This is a genomic window from Streptomyces sp. NPDC001985 (assembly GCF_040296845.1).
Classification (GTDB): domain Bacteria; phylum Actinomycetota; class Actinomycetes; order Streptomycetales; family Streptomycetaceae; genus Streptomyces.
Genome location: NZ_JBEOYB010000044.1, coordinates 25,018 through 39,511 on the forward strand (window position 1 = coordinate 25,018; position 14,494 = coordinate 39,511).

The 14,494-nt window shown below is 72.1% G+C and carries 11 protein-coding genes; 7 read left to right on the top strand and 4 right to left on the bottom strand.

Annotated features, from left to right (window positions below; all coding sequences use genetic code 11):
- Nucleotides 1–341 precede the first annotated feature (341 nt).
- From ABT122_RS20610 to ABT122_RS20630, 5 genes are all read left to right on the top strand, one after another.
- A complete protein-coding gene (locus tag ABT122_RS20610) occupies nucleotides 342–926 on the top strand; it encodes a hypothetical protein (protein ID WP_351554090.1) in 585 nt (194 codons plus the stop codon).
- 14 nt (nucleotides 927–940) lie between these two features.
- Nucleotides 941–1,123, top strand: a complete 183-nt coding sequence (locus tag ABT122_RS20615) for a hypothetical protein (protein ID WP_351553992.1) — start codon at nucleotides 941–943, stop codon at nucleotides 1,121–1,123.
- Between the two features lie 152 nt (nucleotides 1,124–1,275).
- The gene (locus tag ABT122_RS20620; RefSeq protein ID WP_351553995.1) at nucleotides 1,276–1,773 is read left to right on the top strand and encodes a BlaI/MecI/CopY family transcriptional regulator; all 498 of its coding nucleotides are present in this window, start codon (nucleotides 1,276–1,278) and stop codon (nucleotides 1,771–1,773) included.
- A gap of 9 nt (nucleotides 1,774–1,782) precedes the next feature.
- Nucleotides 1,783–2,304, top strand: a complete 522-nt coding sequence (locus tag ABT122_RS20625; protein WP_351553998.1) for an amino-acid N-acetyltransferase — start codon at nucleotides 1,783–1,785, stop codon at nucleotides 2,302–2,304.
- A gap of 153 nt (nucleotides 2,305–2,457) precedes the next feature.
- Nucleotides 2,458–2,793: a histone-like nucleoid-structuring protein Lsr2 gene (locus ABT122_RS20630; RefSeq protein WP_351554001.1), complete on the top strand. Its 336-nt coding sequence runs from the start codon at nucleotides 2,458–2,460 to the stop codon at nucleotides 2,791–2,793.
- An 11-nt stretch (nucleotides 2,794–2,804) separates the two neighbouring features.
- On the opposite strand, the gene ABT122_RS20635 is transcribed toward ABT122_RS20630, so the two are convergent.
- Nucleotides 2,805–3,467, bottom strand: coding sequence for an SCO3374 family protein (locus tag ABT122_RS20635; RefSeq protein WP_351554004.1), 663 nt, complete (start codon nucleotides 3,465–3,467; stop codon nucleotides 2,805–2,807).
- A 431-nt stretch (nucleotides 3,468–3,898) separates the two neighbouring features.
- On the opposite strand from ABT122_RS20635, the gene ABT122_RS20640 reads away from it, so the two are divergent.
- Nucleotides 3,899–6,427 (top strand): ATP-dependent Clp protease ATP-binding subunit, encoded by a 2,529-nt coding sequence (locus ABT122_RS20640; protein ID WP_351554007.1) that lies wholly within the window; start codon nucleotides 3,899–3,901, stop codon nucleotides 6,425–6,427.
- A gap of 108 nt (nucleotides 6,428–6,535) precedes the next feature.
- Here the strand turns inward: ABT122_RS20640 and dacB are convergent, their stop codons facing one another.
- Nucleotides 6,536–8,197 carry a D-alanyl-D-alanine carboxypeptidase/D-alanyl-D-alanine endopeptidase gene (dacB, locus tag ABT122_RS20645; RefSeq protein WP_351554010.1) on the bottom strand — a complete coding sequence of 554 codons (1,662 nt, stop codon included), beginning with the start codon at nucleotides 8,195–8,197 and terminating at the stop codon, nucleotides 6,536–6,538.
- 253 nt (nucleotides 8,198–8,450) lie between these two features.
- The gene (locus ABT122_RS20650; RefSeq protein ID WP_351554013.1) at nucleotides 8,451–11,807 is read right to left on the bottom strand and encodes an NACHT domain-containing protein; all 3,357 of its coding nucleotides are present in this window, start codon (nucleotides 11,805–11,807) and stop codon (nucleotides 8,451–8,453) included.
- 484 nt (nucleotides 11,808–12,291) lie between these two features.
- Between ABT122_RS20650 and ABT122_RS20655 the strand changes: the two genes are divergently transcribed.
- Complete coding sequence (locus ABT122_RS20655) at nucleotides 12,292–12,960, top strand: M23 family metallopeptidase (RefSeq protein ID WP_351554016.1); 669 nt, start codon at nucleotides 12,292–12,294, stop codon at nucleotides 12,958–12,960.
- A 139-nt stretch (nucleotides 12,961–13,099) separates the two neighbouring features.
- On the opposite strand, the gene cseC is transcribed toward ABT122_RS20655, so the two are convergent.
- Nucleotides 13,100–14,458, bottom strand: a complete 1,359-nt coding sequence (gene cseC / locus ABT122_RS20660) for a two-component system sensor histidine kinase CseC (protein ID WP_351554019.1) — start codon at nucleotides 14,456–14,458, stop codon at nucleotides 13,100–13,102.
- Nucleotides 14,459–14,494 lie beyond the last annotated feature (36 nt).

Sequence of the window (14,494 nt, forward strand, 5' to 3'; positions counted from 1 at the left end):
CGTCGGGCGCCCAGAGCCGCCCCTCGCACTTCGGATGCCCGGAGCAACCTCAGCCCGTCCGGCGTTTGAGGACGGACCCCGGACCACGGGTGGCCCGGGCATTCCCGGCCGGTCGGGTGTTTGAGGACGGACCTCGGGTGACGGGTGACCCGAGCAGATTCAGCCCGTCCGGCGCCTGAGGACGGACCCCGCGCCACAGGACACCCGCACCGGCGCGGGCCCGGGCCGGGAGGCGGTCCGGGCAGGGGGGCGCGGCGCGCCCGAGGGAGGGATTAGGGCGATTACGGGCAATTCGCACGTATCGTCGCCCCATGCCCACGCCATACGGTTCCCGCGGCGGCATGGCCCTCAGCGCAGACGAGCTGCGTGTGCTCCGGCTCGCCCTCGCCGTCGCCCTCCACCCCACCCCCACCCCCCTCCCCGCCCCCGCTCTCCAGGACTGCCTCCGCCTCGCCGACTCCCTCGACGAGGCCGCCCGCGAGGCCGCCCGCCTCCGGGACTTCCTCCTCGCCGACCTCGCCCGCTACCGCCACGCCCTCCCCGGCTCCGCCGTCAGCTATCTGGAGCTGCTCCAGGACGCCCTGGCCGCCGGCTACGACCCCCTCCCCGAGGACCTCGCCGCCCTGCGCACCCTCCGCGGCGGCCCGGTCGGTGCCGCCCTGCTGGAGCGGACCGCGCGGGCCCGGTCCGTACACCCCGCGCGGCACCGCGCCGCCCCCGCCCCGCGCACCCGGCTGCTGGCGCTCCCCGGCGGGCGGGCCGCCGACGAACCCCGGCCGAAGCCCAAACCCCGGCCCGCCCCGGAACCGGCGAAGCCGCAGCCCACCCCCTCCGCGCCCGGCGAACGCCCGGTCCCCAAGCCGTCCGAGGTCTTCCCGCCCCGCCGCCGCCCCGTCCCCCCGGCGGAGCAGCGCGCCGCGGGCTAGCTACCCTGTGAGCCATGGACTACGTATCCGCCCTGCTGCCGCCCGTCGTGATGGCCACTCTCTTCACCGCTCTGATCGTGACGATCGTCAAGAGCCAGGGCGGCCCGAACAAGGCCAAGGAAGACGCCATCGCGGACGCCGTGATCGCCCGCGCCGAGGCCGCCCACACCCCCGCCCCCTCCCGCAACGCCGAGTGACCCCCGCGTTACACCCGCCCGACACCCGCCCGCCCGCGCGGTCGCGCGGGGCCGCGCGGCGGCTGGACGTACGGCAGACCTTCCGGTCGTCCGTACGTCCTTTTTGTTATGTCATTACCGAGAATTCTGGTTTCTACCACTATGGTGGCAATGTGCCCCGCCAATTGGGAGACCTCGAAGACGCCGTCATGACCCGGGTCTGGCAATGGAACCGGCCGGTCACCGTCCGGGAAGTCCTGGAAGACCTTCAGCAGGAACGGTCCATCGCCTACACGACCGTCATGACGGTAATGGACAATCTCCATCAGAAGGGCTGGGTCCGCAGGGAAGTCGAGGGCCGCGCCTATCGATATACGGCGGTCTCCACCCGCGCCGCCTACTCCGCGGCACTCATGAACGAAGCCTGGTCCCGGAGTGACAACCCGGCCGCCGCCCTCGTCGCCTTCTTCGGGATGATGTCGCCCGAGCAGCGCGAAGCGCTCCAAGCCGCGGTCCGTATCGTTCAGGGCGACGTGGTGAGCGAGACCCCGCAAGCCGGCCGCGCGGAACCGGAAGGCGCCGGCGAAGCGGAAGATGCCGCGGAACCGGGAGATGACGGCGAACTCCCGGGCGACCGGCCCGCCGACGCGGGGACCTCCCCGGGGCGATAGCGTCACCGCATGTCTTATCCCGCGCCAAATGCCATCACCGTCCGCCGCGCCAGGACCAGCGATGTGGCAGCGGTCCGCCGGCTCGTGGACCCGTACGTGGGTGAAGGCATCCTCCTCGACAAAGCCACCGTCACTCTTTACGAGTCGATCCAGGAGTTCTGGGTCGCCGAACGCGACGATGACGGTACAGTCGCCGGTTGCGGCGCACTCCACGTCATGTGGGAAGACCTCGCGGAAGTGCGCACTCTCGCCGTCGATCCCGTCTACAAGGGCCACGGCATCGGCCATCAGGTCCTGGCCAAGCTGCTGGACACAGCGCGCTGGCTCGGGGTCCGCCGGGTTTTCTGCCTCACCTTCGAAGTCGACTTCTTCGCCAAGCACGGCTTCGTGGAGATCGGCGAGACCCCGGTCGACACAGATGTCTACGCCGAGCTGCTGCGTTCCTATGACGAGGGTGTCGCGGAGTTCCTCGGGCTCGAACGCGTGAAGCCGAACACCTTGGGCAACAGCCGGATGCTTCTGCACCTGTGATCACCACTTCCGGGGCAACCGGCCAGATCCCTATGTCCGAATCGCGCACGTTTCCCGCGTTCTCGCGGTTCTGAACCTCTGCCAAGGGTTTGTGTTTTTCCGGGAAAAGCGGTTTCCTTTCCGCGTACTGCATTTTCGATGAAAGGAAATCCGGTGGCACAGAAGGTTCAGGTCCTTCTTGTCGATGACCTCGACGGCGGCGAGGCGGACGAGACGGTGACGTTCGCGCTGGACGGCAAGACCTACGAGATCGACCTCACCACCGCCAATGCGGACAAGCTCCGCGGTCTCCTTGAGCCGTACGCGAAGAGCGGCCGGCGCACGGGCGGCCGGGCGGCTTCCGGGCGCGGCAAGGGCCGTGCGGCGGCGAGCGGCAACAAGGACACCGCGGAAATCCGCGCGTGGGCCAAGGCGAACGGCTACGAGGTCAACGACCGCGGCCGCGTCCCGGCCACGGTTCGCGAGGCGTACGAGAAGGCGAACGGCTGAGCAGCGGGCTCTTAATCGGCCGAGTATTCACACGCTGCGTATTCGTACGGGTTCGTACATGTAGTCGTTTCCGCATGTGGCGGCGCGGCGGTCCGCAGCAACCGGGCCCGGTGGCACTCCGTCGCCACCGCGTCCAGGAGCCGTGCCAGATCGGGGCTGCTGCCCCGGCCCGCTCCCGTACCGCGCCCGAACGGGGCGAGGGCCGGAAGCGTCGGCTCCACCTCGCGACCCGGCACGGGGGGCCGCAGCCAGCCGGCGGTCCCCCCGGAGCCGGTCCCGCCGGGTGGGGGCGGGGCGGCCAGCCGCCCTCCCGCTCCGAGCGCGGTCAGCTCCAGCGCGATCCCGCCCCACTGGAGCCAGTCGAGCAGCCCCGGCAGCTCCTCCGCGCTGCCCGCGGCCACCCACAGCCGCATCCGCCCCCCGGCCGCCGCCACGGGCCCGGTGGGCACACCGCGGCGCAGCACGGCCGCACCGGCGGCGGACGGCACCTCCAGCACGTCGAAGCGCAGCCCGGTGCGCAGCCACGGCGGAGCGCCGTCGGCCACCGCCCAGCCGAGGGTCTGCTCGTACCACCGCGCCCAGGGCCCGTACGCGTCATCGGCGGGCGAGCGGGGCTGGGGGAGGCGCGGGAGGTGCGGGACGGCCGGAGCGCCGGCCGGGGGATTCGATGTCATGGTCCGGGAACTCCTGAGCGATGCCGCGAGTTACGCAGAGTGGGGGATGGCTCGCACAGGGTGTCGGATCGGGGGGTGCCCGGATGCGTACACGGGCGCAATGTTGTTCGCCCGTAGCTGAGGGACGGGGTGCGCGCCGCATGGACTGTCCGTGCTTGCGGGTAAGACATTCCTAGTGGGGAGGGGCGACACGCTCGCAGGGCGGTCTCACGTTCGCCATCGGCGTACTTCTGCCGGGGCTAATGGTCTGGCCTGCGGGAACATCGTCTCGCACCATCGGGTTGGAGCAGTTGTCGGCGTTCAGGGGTCAGGAGGCCACAGACGGGTGTCGGCAGTTGGAATGAGCGGTCCCCGCTTGCGGGACTAAGCTGCGGAAGGACAGGGAGGGGACCGACCCCTTACTGCCTGACCGCTCTGAGGAGCGATTAACGATGTTCGAGAGGTTCACCGACCGCGCGCGGCGGGTTGTCGTCCTGGCTCAGGAAGAAGCCCGGATGCTCAACCACAACTACATCGGCACCGAGCACATCCTCCTGGGCCTTATCCACGAGGGTGAGGGTGTCGCCGCTAAGGCCCTGGAGAGCCTCGGGATTTCGCTCGAGGCGGTCCGCCAGCAGGTGGAGGAGATCATCGGTCAGGGCCAGCAGGCCCCGTCCGGTCACATCCCCTTCACCCCCCGTGCCAAGAAGGTCCTGGAGCTGTCGCTCCGCGAGGCCCTTCAGCTGGGCCACAACTACATCGGCACGGAGCACATCCTGCTCGGCCTGATCCGCGAGGGCGAGGGCGTCGCCGCCCAGGTCCTCGTGAAGCTGGGCGCCGACCTCAACCGGGTCCGGCAGCAGGTCATCCAGCTGCTCTCCGGGTACTCGGGAGGCAAGGAGGCCGCCACCGCCGGCGGCCCCGCCGAGGGCACGCCCTCGACCTCCCTGGTCCTGGACCAGTTCGGCCGGAATCTCACCCAGGCGGCCCGCGAATCCAAGCTCGACCCGGTCATCGGGCGCGAGAAGGAGATCGAGCGGGTCATGCAGGTGCTCTCCCGCCGCACCAAGAACAACCCCGTGCTCATCGGCGAGCCCGGCGTCGGCAAGACGGCGGTCGTCGAGGGCCTGGCGCAGGCCATCGTCAAGGGCGAGGTGCCCGAGACCCTCAAGGACAAGCACCTCTACACGCTGGACCTCGGCGCGCTCGTCGCCGGCTCCCGCTACCGCGGTGACTTCGAGGAGCGCCTGAAGAAGGTCCTCAAGGAGATCCGCACCCGCGGCGACATCATCCTGTTCATCGACGAGCTGCACACGCTCGTCGGGGCGGGCGCCGCCGAGGGCGCGATCGACGCGGCCAGCATCCTCAAGCCGATGCTCGCCCGCGGTGAGCTCCAGACCATCGGCGCCACCACGCTGGACGAGTACCGCAAGCACCTGGAGAAGGACGCGGCCCTTGAGCGCCGCTTCCAGCCCATCCAGGTCGCGGAGCCCTCGCTGCCGCACACCATCGAGATCCTCAAGGGTCTGCGCGACCGGTACGAGGCCCACCACCGGGTCTCCATCACGGACGAGGCGCTCGTCCAGGCCGCCACCCTCGCGGACCGCTACATCTCGGACCGCTTCCTGCCGGACAAGGCGATCGACCTGATCGACGAGGCCGGCTCCCGGATGCGCATCCGCCGGATGACCGCGCCGCCGGACCTCCGCGAGTTCGACGAGAAGATCGCGGGTGTCCGCCGGGACAAGGAGTCGGCGATCGACTCCCAGGACTTCGAGAAGGCGGCCTCGCTCCGCGACAAGGAGAAGCAGCTCCTCGCCGCGAAGGCCAAGCGCGAGAAGGAATGGAAGGCCGGCGACATGGACGTCGTCGCCGAGGTCGACGGCGAGCTGATCGCCGAGGTCCTCGCCACGGCGACCGGCATTCCCGTCTTCAAGCTCACCGAGGAGGAGTCCTCCCGGCTGCTGCGCATGGAAGACGAGCTGCACAAGCGCGTCATCGGCCAGAAGGACGCCATCAAGGCGCTCTCCCAGGCCATTCGCCGTACGCGGGCGGGTCTGAAGGACCCGAAGCGCCCCGGCGGCTCGTTCATCTTCGCCGGTCCGTCCGGTGTGGGTAAGACCGAGCTGTCCAAGACGCTCGCCGAATTCCTCTTCGGCGACGAGGACGCGCTGATCTCCCTCGACATGTCGGAGTTCAGCGAGAAGCACACGGTTTCCCGGCTCTTCGGCTCCCCTCCCGGATACGTGGGATACGAGGAGGGCGGCCAGCTCACCGAGAAGGTCCGCCGCAAGCCGTTCTCCGTCGTCCTGTTCGACGAGGTCGAGAAGGCCCACCCCGATATCTTCAATTCCCTTCTGCAGATCCTGGAGGACGGTCGGCTGACCGACTCCCAGGGCCGCGTCGTGGACTTCAAGAACACGGTCATCATCATGACGACCAACCTCGGGACCCGGGACATCTCCAAGGGATTCAACCTGGGCTTTGCCGCGCAGGGCGACGTCAAGTCGAACTACGACCGGATGAAGGTCAAGGTCAACGAAGAGCTGAAGCAGCACTTCCGGCCCGAGTTCCTCAACCGTGTGGACGACACGGTCGTCTTCCACCAGCTCACCGAGGAAGACATCATCCAGATCGTCGACCTCATGGTCGCCAAGGTGGATGAGCGTCTCAAGGACCGCGACATGGGCCTGGAGCTGAGCCCCTCGGCCAAGTCGCTGCTCGCCAAGAAGGGCTACGACCCCGTGCTGGGCGCCCGGCCGCTGCGCCGGACGATCCAGCGGGAGATCGAGGACATCCTCTCCGAGAAGATCCTCTTCGGTGAGCTGCGCCCCGGTCACATCGTGGTCGTGGACTCCGAGGGCGAGGGTGACCAGAAGAAGTTCACCTTCCGCGGCGAGGAGAAGGCGGCACTGCCCGACGTCCCGCCGATCGAGCAGGCGGCCGGCGGCGCCGGACCGAACCTCTCGAAGGAGGCGTAGGCCGAGCGGCCGTGCCCCGCACGGCCGCACAGGGGCTGCCCCGGATGCGTACGGAGACGTACGGACCCGGGGCAGCCCCTTTTTTCCCGTCCGGTGCCGGCGGGGCCTTCAGCAGAGTCGCGGCTTCCGCCAGGCGCACTCGGTCCCGGTATCCGGGGCGCCCGCCGGGCCCGGGGCATCCGCCGAGCCCGATGCGCCGTCCGGGGTGCTTGTGGCATCCGGGGGCCGGGGCGCGACGGACGCGATGGTGCCGGCGGCCGTGTCCGAGCGGGCGAGGGTCACCACGATCGCGTCCTCGACGCTCTTCACCGACGGGGCGAGGTAGTTGTTCAGGACGATCGCGTAGACGAGTTCCCGGCCGGCGGCGTCCTTCACATAGCCGGAGAGCGCCGACGCCCCCGTGAGCGACCCGGTCTTGGCGCGGGCGTTGAGCGCGGCGGGGGTGTTGCACATCCGGGTCCGCAGGGTGCCCCCGACGGCCCGGTCCGGGGCGCAGGCCACGGGCAGGGAGGCATGCCAGTCGGCGTACCAGGGGGCGTCCCGCACCGACAGCAGCAGCCGGGCGAACTGCTCGGCCGGGACGACGTTCATCCGGGACAGACCCGAGCCGTCGGCCTGGCGCAGGGTGCTCGTATCGACACCCTCCTCCCGCAGCCGGGCGTTCACGGCCGACAGCCCGGCGCTCCAGGTGCCCCGGCCCGCGGTCTCGTGCCCGATGGTCTTGATCAGCGCCTCGGCGTGCATATTGTTCGACAGCTTCATGAACGGACGCATCAGCTCCCGCAGCGGCATGGACCGGTGCGAGGCGAGGACGCGCGCGCCGGCGGGGGTGGGGCGGCCCAGGCGCGGGTCGTCCCCGATCCGCACCCCGTGGCGGGCGAGCGCGTCGGAGAAGACGGCGGCGGCGTAGCCGGTGGGCTCCCAGACCGTCACCCACTCCTTGGTGGCGCTGCCGCCGAGCGGAATGTTCCCGCTGACGGTGACGGTGTTGCCGCCGTGCCGCCGCGCGATCGCGAGGGTGTCGGACCCTCCGGCGGCGACGGTGGTGCCGCTGTTGTCGATCCGTACGTAGTCGGTCCGCGGGGTGACCGTGATCCTCGGCCGGTCGCCCGCCTTCGCCCCGGGCACCGCCTCGACGATCACGGTGCCCGCGTCGTAGTCGGTGTCGGGTGCGACGGTGAGCGCCGAGATCTGCGCCGAGTAGTACGAGGACTCGTCGTCGCCGGCCCAGCCCCGGCCCAGGCGCTCGGTGTCGAAGCGGGTGTCGTCGGCGATCAGCCGTCCGGTGACGCGCTGGATTCCGCTCGCGGCGAGGTCGGCGGCGAGCCGGTCGTAATCCCCGGGGAGGGTGGTGGGGTCGCCGCTGCCGCGCAGATGGAGATCGCCCCGGAGCGTCGAGCCGTCCCGGCGGCCGGGGGAGAGCACCTCGGTGGTGTACCGGTGGTCGGGGCCGAGGAGGGCCATGGCGGCGGCCGAGGTGAGGAGTTTGGTGTTGGAGGCGGGCATCAGCCGGTCGGTCCCGGCGCGCTGGTAGAGCCGCTCCCCGGTCACGGCGTCCGCGATGACGACGCTCGACGCCCCGCCGTCCAGCCGCGCGTCGGCGAGGATCGTGTCGACGGCTCCCTTCAGCCCGCTGTCGGAGGGTCCGGCCCCGGCGGGGGCGCTCAGGGTGAGGGTGAGGGCGGAGACGAGGACGCAGACGGCGGAGCCGAGCAGGGGGCGGGTGCGGGGGCGGCGGGTCTCGGTCGTTGTTCTCTCGTGGCTGGTCATGGAAGGAGAATCCCGGATGCGGCGGAGCCCGGAAAGGGAGGCGGACGACCCGGTGTTCCCCGTGGCGCGGTCCGGCTTCCCCGCCCGGCCCGATCCGGCCTCCCGCCCCGCCCGGCCCGATCCGGCCTCCCGCCCCGCCCGGCCCGATCCGGCCTCCCGCCCCGCCCGGCCCGATCCGGCCTCCCGCCCCGGCCGGTCCGTGCCCCCGGCCGGACCACACGCCCCCCCCGGCGGCCCGGCGGCGTCCGGGCGGTCAGGTGTCGGGGCCCGCCTCCAGCCGGTCGCCGAGGAACTCGCCCCCGATCACGGTCAGCCGGGTGCCGGGCTCGTGGCGGATGCCGACGCTCAGCCCGGGGAGGCGGTGGAGCCCCGTCAGATCGACGGTGTACTCCGGGACTTCCGCGACCATCGCGTCGAACCTGGTGAGGGAGGGGAAGGCCCGCGCCAGCCCTGCGGTGTCGAGGGGCTCGCCCAGGCCCTCCAGCAGCAGATGGGTGATGCCGGGGGCCTCCGGGACCGCGCCCAGGTCGAGCGTGGCGCCGGACGCCAGACAGAGCATGGTGAGCGCGGGCAGCTCCCGCACGGTCCCGATGAGCGTGGGCAGATGGACGGGCGCGGGGAGGATCAGCCGCTCCACCCGGTTCCAGCGGCGCAGACTCCCGTACGAGAAGCCGGTCCGGCCCGAGACATAGAGGCTCCGGGTGCGGGGCGGGCGGCCGGGCAGGTCCAGTGTCCGCAGATCCACCATCAGCCAGTCGAAGACGCGGTCCGACAGCTCCGCCAGCGACCCGAGCCCGGTGCACTCGACCAGCGACAGCTCCTCCACGCCGGGGTGGTCCGCCAGGAAGTCCAGCGAGGTCAGCTCGTGGTTGCTGAAGAGGGACAGCTCGGTGAGCCCGGTGCGCGGCAGATGCGCCCGGAGGGCCTCCGGGCGGTGGTTGCCGTGGAACCAGAGCCTGGGGACGGGCCCGCAGCGGTGCAGCTCCCGCAGCTGGCCGTCGTTGACGACATGGACGACGACATCGTCCAGTTCGACCCGGGAGAGCACCTCGCGGGCGTACGGCCCGGCCGGGAAACCGCTCCAGGCGCTCACCAGGGCCTGGCGCACCGTGTGGTCGGGGCGGCCGGTGAACTCCCGCAGCCGTTCCATGGCGCTCTCCCCGCCCACCAGCGCGATCGTCTCGATGACGGCCTCGTCCGCCGTCCAGTCGCCCGAGGGGCCCGGCAGCAGCGGCAGGACCGGCGGGCCGACGGCGGCCAGCGCCGCGGCCTCCCGGGCGTCCCGGGGCGGCATCAGCTCCCTGATCCGCCGCTCCGCCTCCGCCCGGATGCCCTCGTCGAGGAAGACGGCCGACGCGGCGCACTCCATGGCCAGGATGTGGACGGAGCGGCCCCCGGGGTTTCTGTCACCGGCCTCGGTGAGCTGCTCGATCAGCCGGCCCACCCGCCGCTCGAAGTGCCCGACCGACAGCCGGACGACGTCCTGCCACTGCTCGTCGTCCGCGTGCAGGCACAGCTCCCGCACGCTGTCGGTGTCGGCGAACTCCTTGGCGGCCAGATAGTCCTGGAACGTGCGGTGGATGAAGTGGACGGTGTCCCCGGTGCGCTGCTGGAGCAGACCGCTGCGGTTGAGCAGATGCGTCAGGATCTGCTGGGAGTCGCCCTGTTCGGCGAGTTGCGGCATGGCGGCCACGGCCCGCTCGATCTGGGTGCGGGCCTCGCCGGGGGTGAGCTGGCTCTGGCCGCCGCGCACCAGCCATACGGCGATGTGCTGGAGCAGCAGTTTGTGTTCGTCGACCTCGATGGCCAGCCCCTCGGGGGTGCCGATGCCACGCTCGCTGTCCCGCTTGCCCAGCAGCATGTCGAGCGTCGCCCGGTACAGCTCCCAGCGGCTGCGCGGCAGCCGGCCCCGGCGCTTGCGGTGGAGCGCGCAGATGACGGCGCAGAGCAGCGGGGTGCGGGCGAGGTCCCGCAGCACGCGGTGGCCGGCGAACTCGCGGTGCAGCTCCCGCTCCAGCTCGTTCAGCCGCCGGGCCTCGCCGTCGATACGGGCCTGGTCCAGCGCGGCGTACTCCACCAGGGCCGCGCCGTGCCAGGCGGTGACGAAGGCGTCGATGTCGGTGTCGCTCATGGGCAGGAGCAGCAGATCGGCGAAGCCCTCGCCGGTGAGCCAGTCGGCCTCCACCGCGCCGGGGCGCACGGTCGCGAGGCAGTCGATGTCGCTGTGGCGCCGCAGGAGCCCGGTCAGCCAGGCGCGGGCCCGGGGGCGGGCGTTCTGGGGGAGTTCGTCGAAGCCGTCGACGAGGAGCAGCGCGCGGCCGGAGTCCAGGACGCGTTCGGCCCAGCCCTCGGGCGCGCGGCCGACCGGGAGTTCGGCGACCTCGGCCAGGGCGTCGGGGCCGGGGAACGCGCCGCCCCGGTTCCGCACCGCGCGCAGCGGGACGACAAAGGGCACCAGTCCGTTGAGCCGGTCCAGTTCGGCGGGGAGGGTTCCGCAGGCGGCGTGGGCGGCGAGCCACCACACCAGGGTGGTCTTGCCCGCGCCGGCCTCGCCGCGCAGCAGGGTGCGCCGGCTGAGCCCGAGGAGTTCCTCCACCCGCCGGGGTCCGGGGCGGGGGTCGGGCGGTGCGGTCTGCGGGGTGCCGTGGCCGGTGAACCAGAGGATCTCCTCGTCCCCCGGGCGGGTGGCCTCCAGGCTCAGATAGGCGGTGTCGAGGTCCCAGCTCGACTCGCTGATGCCGAGTTCGTCGATGCCGAAGACCTCCGTCTTGGCGTACTGGGCCCGGAGCGCCCCGGTGTACCGCTCCTCGAAGGCGCCGTCCCGGGGGTCGAAGCCGGAGACCTTCTCCAGCCGGGGCAGCCCCGGCACCAGTCCCGGCCGTCCCGCTCCCGGCCGCCCGGGCACGAGCCCCGGCCGTCCCGCCCCCGGCGCGGCCTCCGCCTCCGCCTCCGCCTCCGCCTCCGGCCCCGGCTCCCCGGAAAGGGCCCTGCGGACCGGTTCCAGCGGCACGGTCTCCAGGTGCTGCTGCCCCTCCGTCTCCCGCACCCGGGCGACGATGCCCAGCAGGACGGGACCGGCGAAGACGGGGGCGCCGGAGAGCCCGGCGAGCGGGACCGGGCCGCGCGGCGGCACCGCGCCGGGGGAGTGGTCGAGCCAGAAGGTGAGGGCACCCCGCAGCCGCCCCGCGACGGGCAGGACGCTGCCCCGGTACTGGCCGAAGTCCAGCCTCCGGGACCGCTGTCCCTCCCCATCGCGCGGGCCGGTGGTGGTGCGCCCGCCGTACCGCTGGTGGTGCGGGAAGCCGATGGCCTGGCAGCCGGGCAGGGGATCGTCCCCGGTCGGGCGGCCCCAGCGGAGCCGGCCGAGCCCGGCCGCCGGGATCACCTCGCTCTCCCCGCGCAGCAGCGCGGCGTCGGTGGCGTCCGCGGTGCCCGTCCACACCACCGCACAGCGGGTCCGCTGCCCGGTCTCGGGGTGGACCACCTCCGCCGTCGTCCCGTCTCCGACCACATGTGCGCAGGTCAGGATGTGTCTGGGGTCGAGCAGCACCCCGGTGCCCTGCCGCCGGCCGTGCACCGCCACCACGCGTCGCGAAGCGCTGAGCCCCATCCGCCCCAACCCCCTTCGTCCCGGCCCGAGATTAGTGGCCCAGGCCACTTTCGGGCCGGTGTTCGCGTGACCCGGCCCACAGCGCCGCAGGGCCCCCCGGTGACAAGGCACACAGGCCGATCCGGCCCTACTAGCCCCCCTAGGAGCACTCTTCCGGGCCGGGCGCGGGACCCCGCCGTGCCGGGCCCCGGGACTTTGGTCCCGGGCGGACGGAGCCGGGACCGATCACCGCGGGATGGGGCACCCCCTTGGCCCCGGCATGCGGATAAACCCGTTTCCGGATATCCGTTCCCCTCGATGTCCAGCGAGATCGACGATCTAGGACAGAAGGTGTCAAGGGTTTGATTCCCGGCGCTCCCGCTACGACGTAATGTCGTAGTTGGGGTGTTTGAGGTGAAGTGGGCGGATCGGTTACCAAGGGATGGCCAACACATCCCGGCACGCCTCCCGTGCCGGGTCCCTTATTGCCCGGAGGCTCCCCCGTATGCGTGTCACTTCTCGTCGTCCCCGCCTGTCCGCTCTCCGTACCCGTACCGCCGTCGTGGCGGCAGGTCTGGGAGCGTCGACGGTGCTCGGCGCAGGGGCCGCGTTCGCCGCAGAGACCGGCGTGCAGGCCACGGCGCCCGCCGCCGCCAGCACCTCCAGCGCGGTGGCGGCCCAGGCGAAGGCCCAGTCCAAGGCCGCCGCCGCCACCAAGGTCACCGCCAAGCCGGTCGCCGCCGCCAAGTCCGCCAGTGGCTGGTCCAAGCCGCTGTCCCAGTACGTCCTGAGCGCCACCTACGGCAAGGGCGGGGCCATGTGGGCCAGCAACCACTCCGGCCAGGACTTCGCCGTCCCCACCGGCACCTCGGTCAAGTCCGTGGGTCCGGGCACCGTCGTGAAGGCCGGCCCGAACGGCGCCGGTGACGGTCCCGCGTACGGCAACGCCGTCGTGATCAAGCACGACAGCAACACCTACTCCCAGTACGCGCACCTCTCCCGCGTGGATGTGAAGATCGGCCAGCAGGTCTCCGGCGGTCAGCAGATCGCCCTGTCCGGCAACACCGGCAACTCCAGCGGTCCCCACCTCCACTTCGAGATCCGGACGACCCCGAACTACGGCAGCGCCGTGAACCCGGTCGCCCACCTGCGTTCCGAGGGCATCACCCTCTGACACATCGCCGCGCTCCCCAGCGGCCCGGTGACCCAGACGGGCACGGCCCCCGGTGCACACCGCACCGGGGGCCGTGCCCGTCTCCGTACGCTCTCCGCGCCCCCGCTCAGCCCGGGTGCCCGCGCCCCGCGCGCGCCGCTCAGGCTCCCGCCCGCCCGTCCGTCCCCGCCCGCCCGTCCGCCGCCGGCAGCATCGGGAAGCTGCCGCTCACCGTCGGAGCGTGCTCCGGCAGCCAGAGCACCGCGATCGCGCCCCCGCTCTCCACCGAGGGATCGGCACCCTTCGCCGCCGCGGCGTTGCGGAACGTGAGCCGCGCCCCCAGCACCCGCGCCTGGCCCGCCGCGATCGTCAGCCCCAGACCGTGGCCCGTGCCCGCCCGGTCGCTCGCCCCCGTACGGAAGCGGCTCGGGCCCTCGCGCAGCAGCGCGTCCGGGAAACCGGGGCCGTGGTCACGGACCCGCACCACCCGGCCCTCCACCGTGACCTCCACCGGCGACCTGCCGTACTTCGCGGCATTGGTGAGCAGATTCAGCAGAATCCGCTCCAGCCGCCGGGGGTCGGTGTTCACCCAGGACTCGTGCACCACCTGCACCGGCACATCCGGATTCAGCACCGCTATCCGCCGGGTGACGAACTCCCCGAGCGCGATCTCCTGAAGCTCCGCCCGCTCCGACGCGCTGTCCAGCCGGGCCACCTCCAGTACGTCCTCCACCAGGGTCCGCATCGCCTGCGCCCGGTCCCGCACCAGCTCCGACGGCCGGCCGGGCGGCAGCAGCTCGGCCGCCGTCAGCAGCCCCGTCACCGGGGTCCGCAGCTCATGGGCGATATCGGCGGTCACCCGCCGCTCCGCCTCGATCCGCGCGTTCAGGGCGTCGGTGAGCGCGTCGATGGCCTGCGCCAGATCATCGGTCTCATCGCGGACGAAACCGCCGATCGCGTCCCGGACCCGGCTGCCCGTATGGCCCTGGGCGACATTGGCCGCCGCCGCGGCGGCCTTCCGCAGCCGGCGCGAGAGCTGCCCGCCGATCAGCACCCCCAGCGCACAGCCGCCGAAGACCACCGACGCCGAACCGATCATCAGCGCCCGGTCCAGATCCTCCAGGATCACCGCGCTCCGCCCGGAGAACTCGGTGCGCAGCGAGAGCACATCCCCGCTGGCGAGCGGGACGGCGGCCCAGATCTCCGGCGGGCCGTCGTGCCGGTCCTCCACGAAGCTGCCGCGCCGCTTCTGCTCCATGAGCCGCTTCAGCTCCGCCGGCAGCGCGGGATCGTTGACCTTGAAGTTGTACCGGGGGTCCTTGTTCTTGGGCTTGTCGAACCCCCGCTGCTGGGTGACGAGGACGCGCTGGAGCTGCACATCGCGGGCGTTGTCCAGCATCGAGACCCGCGCGGCGTTGTGCACCACCAGGCTCAGCGCCACCGCGATGAGCGCGCCCACGGTGGCGATGGCGATACTGATCTTCCAGCGGACCCCGGTGCGCAGGATCAGCCGCTTCATACCGCGCTCCCGCGCGGCCCCGCCGGGCTCATGCCT

Coding starts and splice junctions, on each gene's coding strand:
- ABT122_RS20610 (WP_351554090.1), top strand. CDS start 342: ATGGCCCTCAGCGCAGACGAGCTGCGTGTGCTCCGGCTCGCCCTCGCC.
- ABT122_RS20615 (WP_351553992.1), top strand. CDS start 941: ATGGACTACGTATCCGCCCTGCTGCCGCCCGTCGTGATGGCCACTCTC.
- ABT122_RS20625 (WP_351553998.1), top strand. CDS start 1,783: ATGTCTTATCCCGCGCCAAATGCCATCACCGTCCGCCGCGCCAGGACC.
- ABT122_RS20635 (WP_351554004.1), bottom strand. CDS start 3,467: ATGACATCGAATCCCCCGGCCGGCGCTCCGGCCGTCCCGCACCTCCCG.
- ABT122_RS20640 (WP_351554007.1), top strand. CDS start 3,899: ATGTTCGAGAGGTTCACCGACCGCGCGCGGCGGGTTGTCGTCCTGGCT.
- dacB (WP_351554010.1), bottom strand. CDS start 8,197: ATGACCAGCCACGAGAGAACAACGACCGAGACCCGCCGCCCCCGCACC.
- ABT122_RS20650 (WP_351554013.1), bottom strand. CDS start 11,807: ATGGGGCTCAGCGCTTCGCGACGCGTGGTGGCGGTGCACGGCCGGCGG.
- ABT122_RS20655 (WP_351554016.1), top strand. CDS start 12,292: ATGCGTGTCACTTCTCGTCGTCCCCGCCTGTCCGCTCTCCGTACCCGT.
- cseC (WP_351554019.1), bottom strand. CDS start 14,458: ATGAAGCGGCTGATCCTGCGCACCGGGGTCCGCTGGAAGATCAGTATC.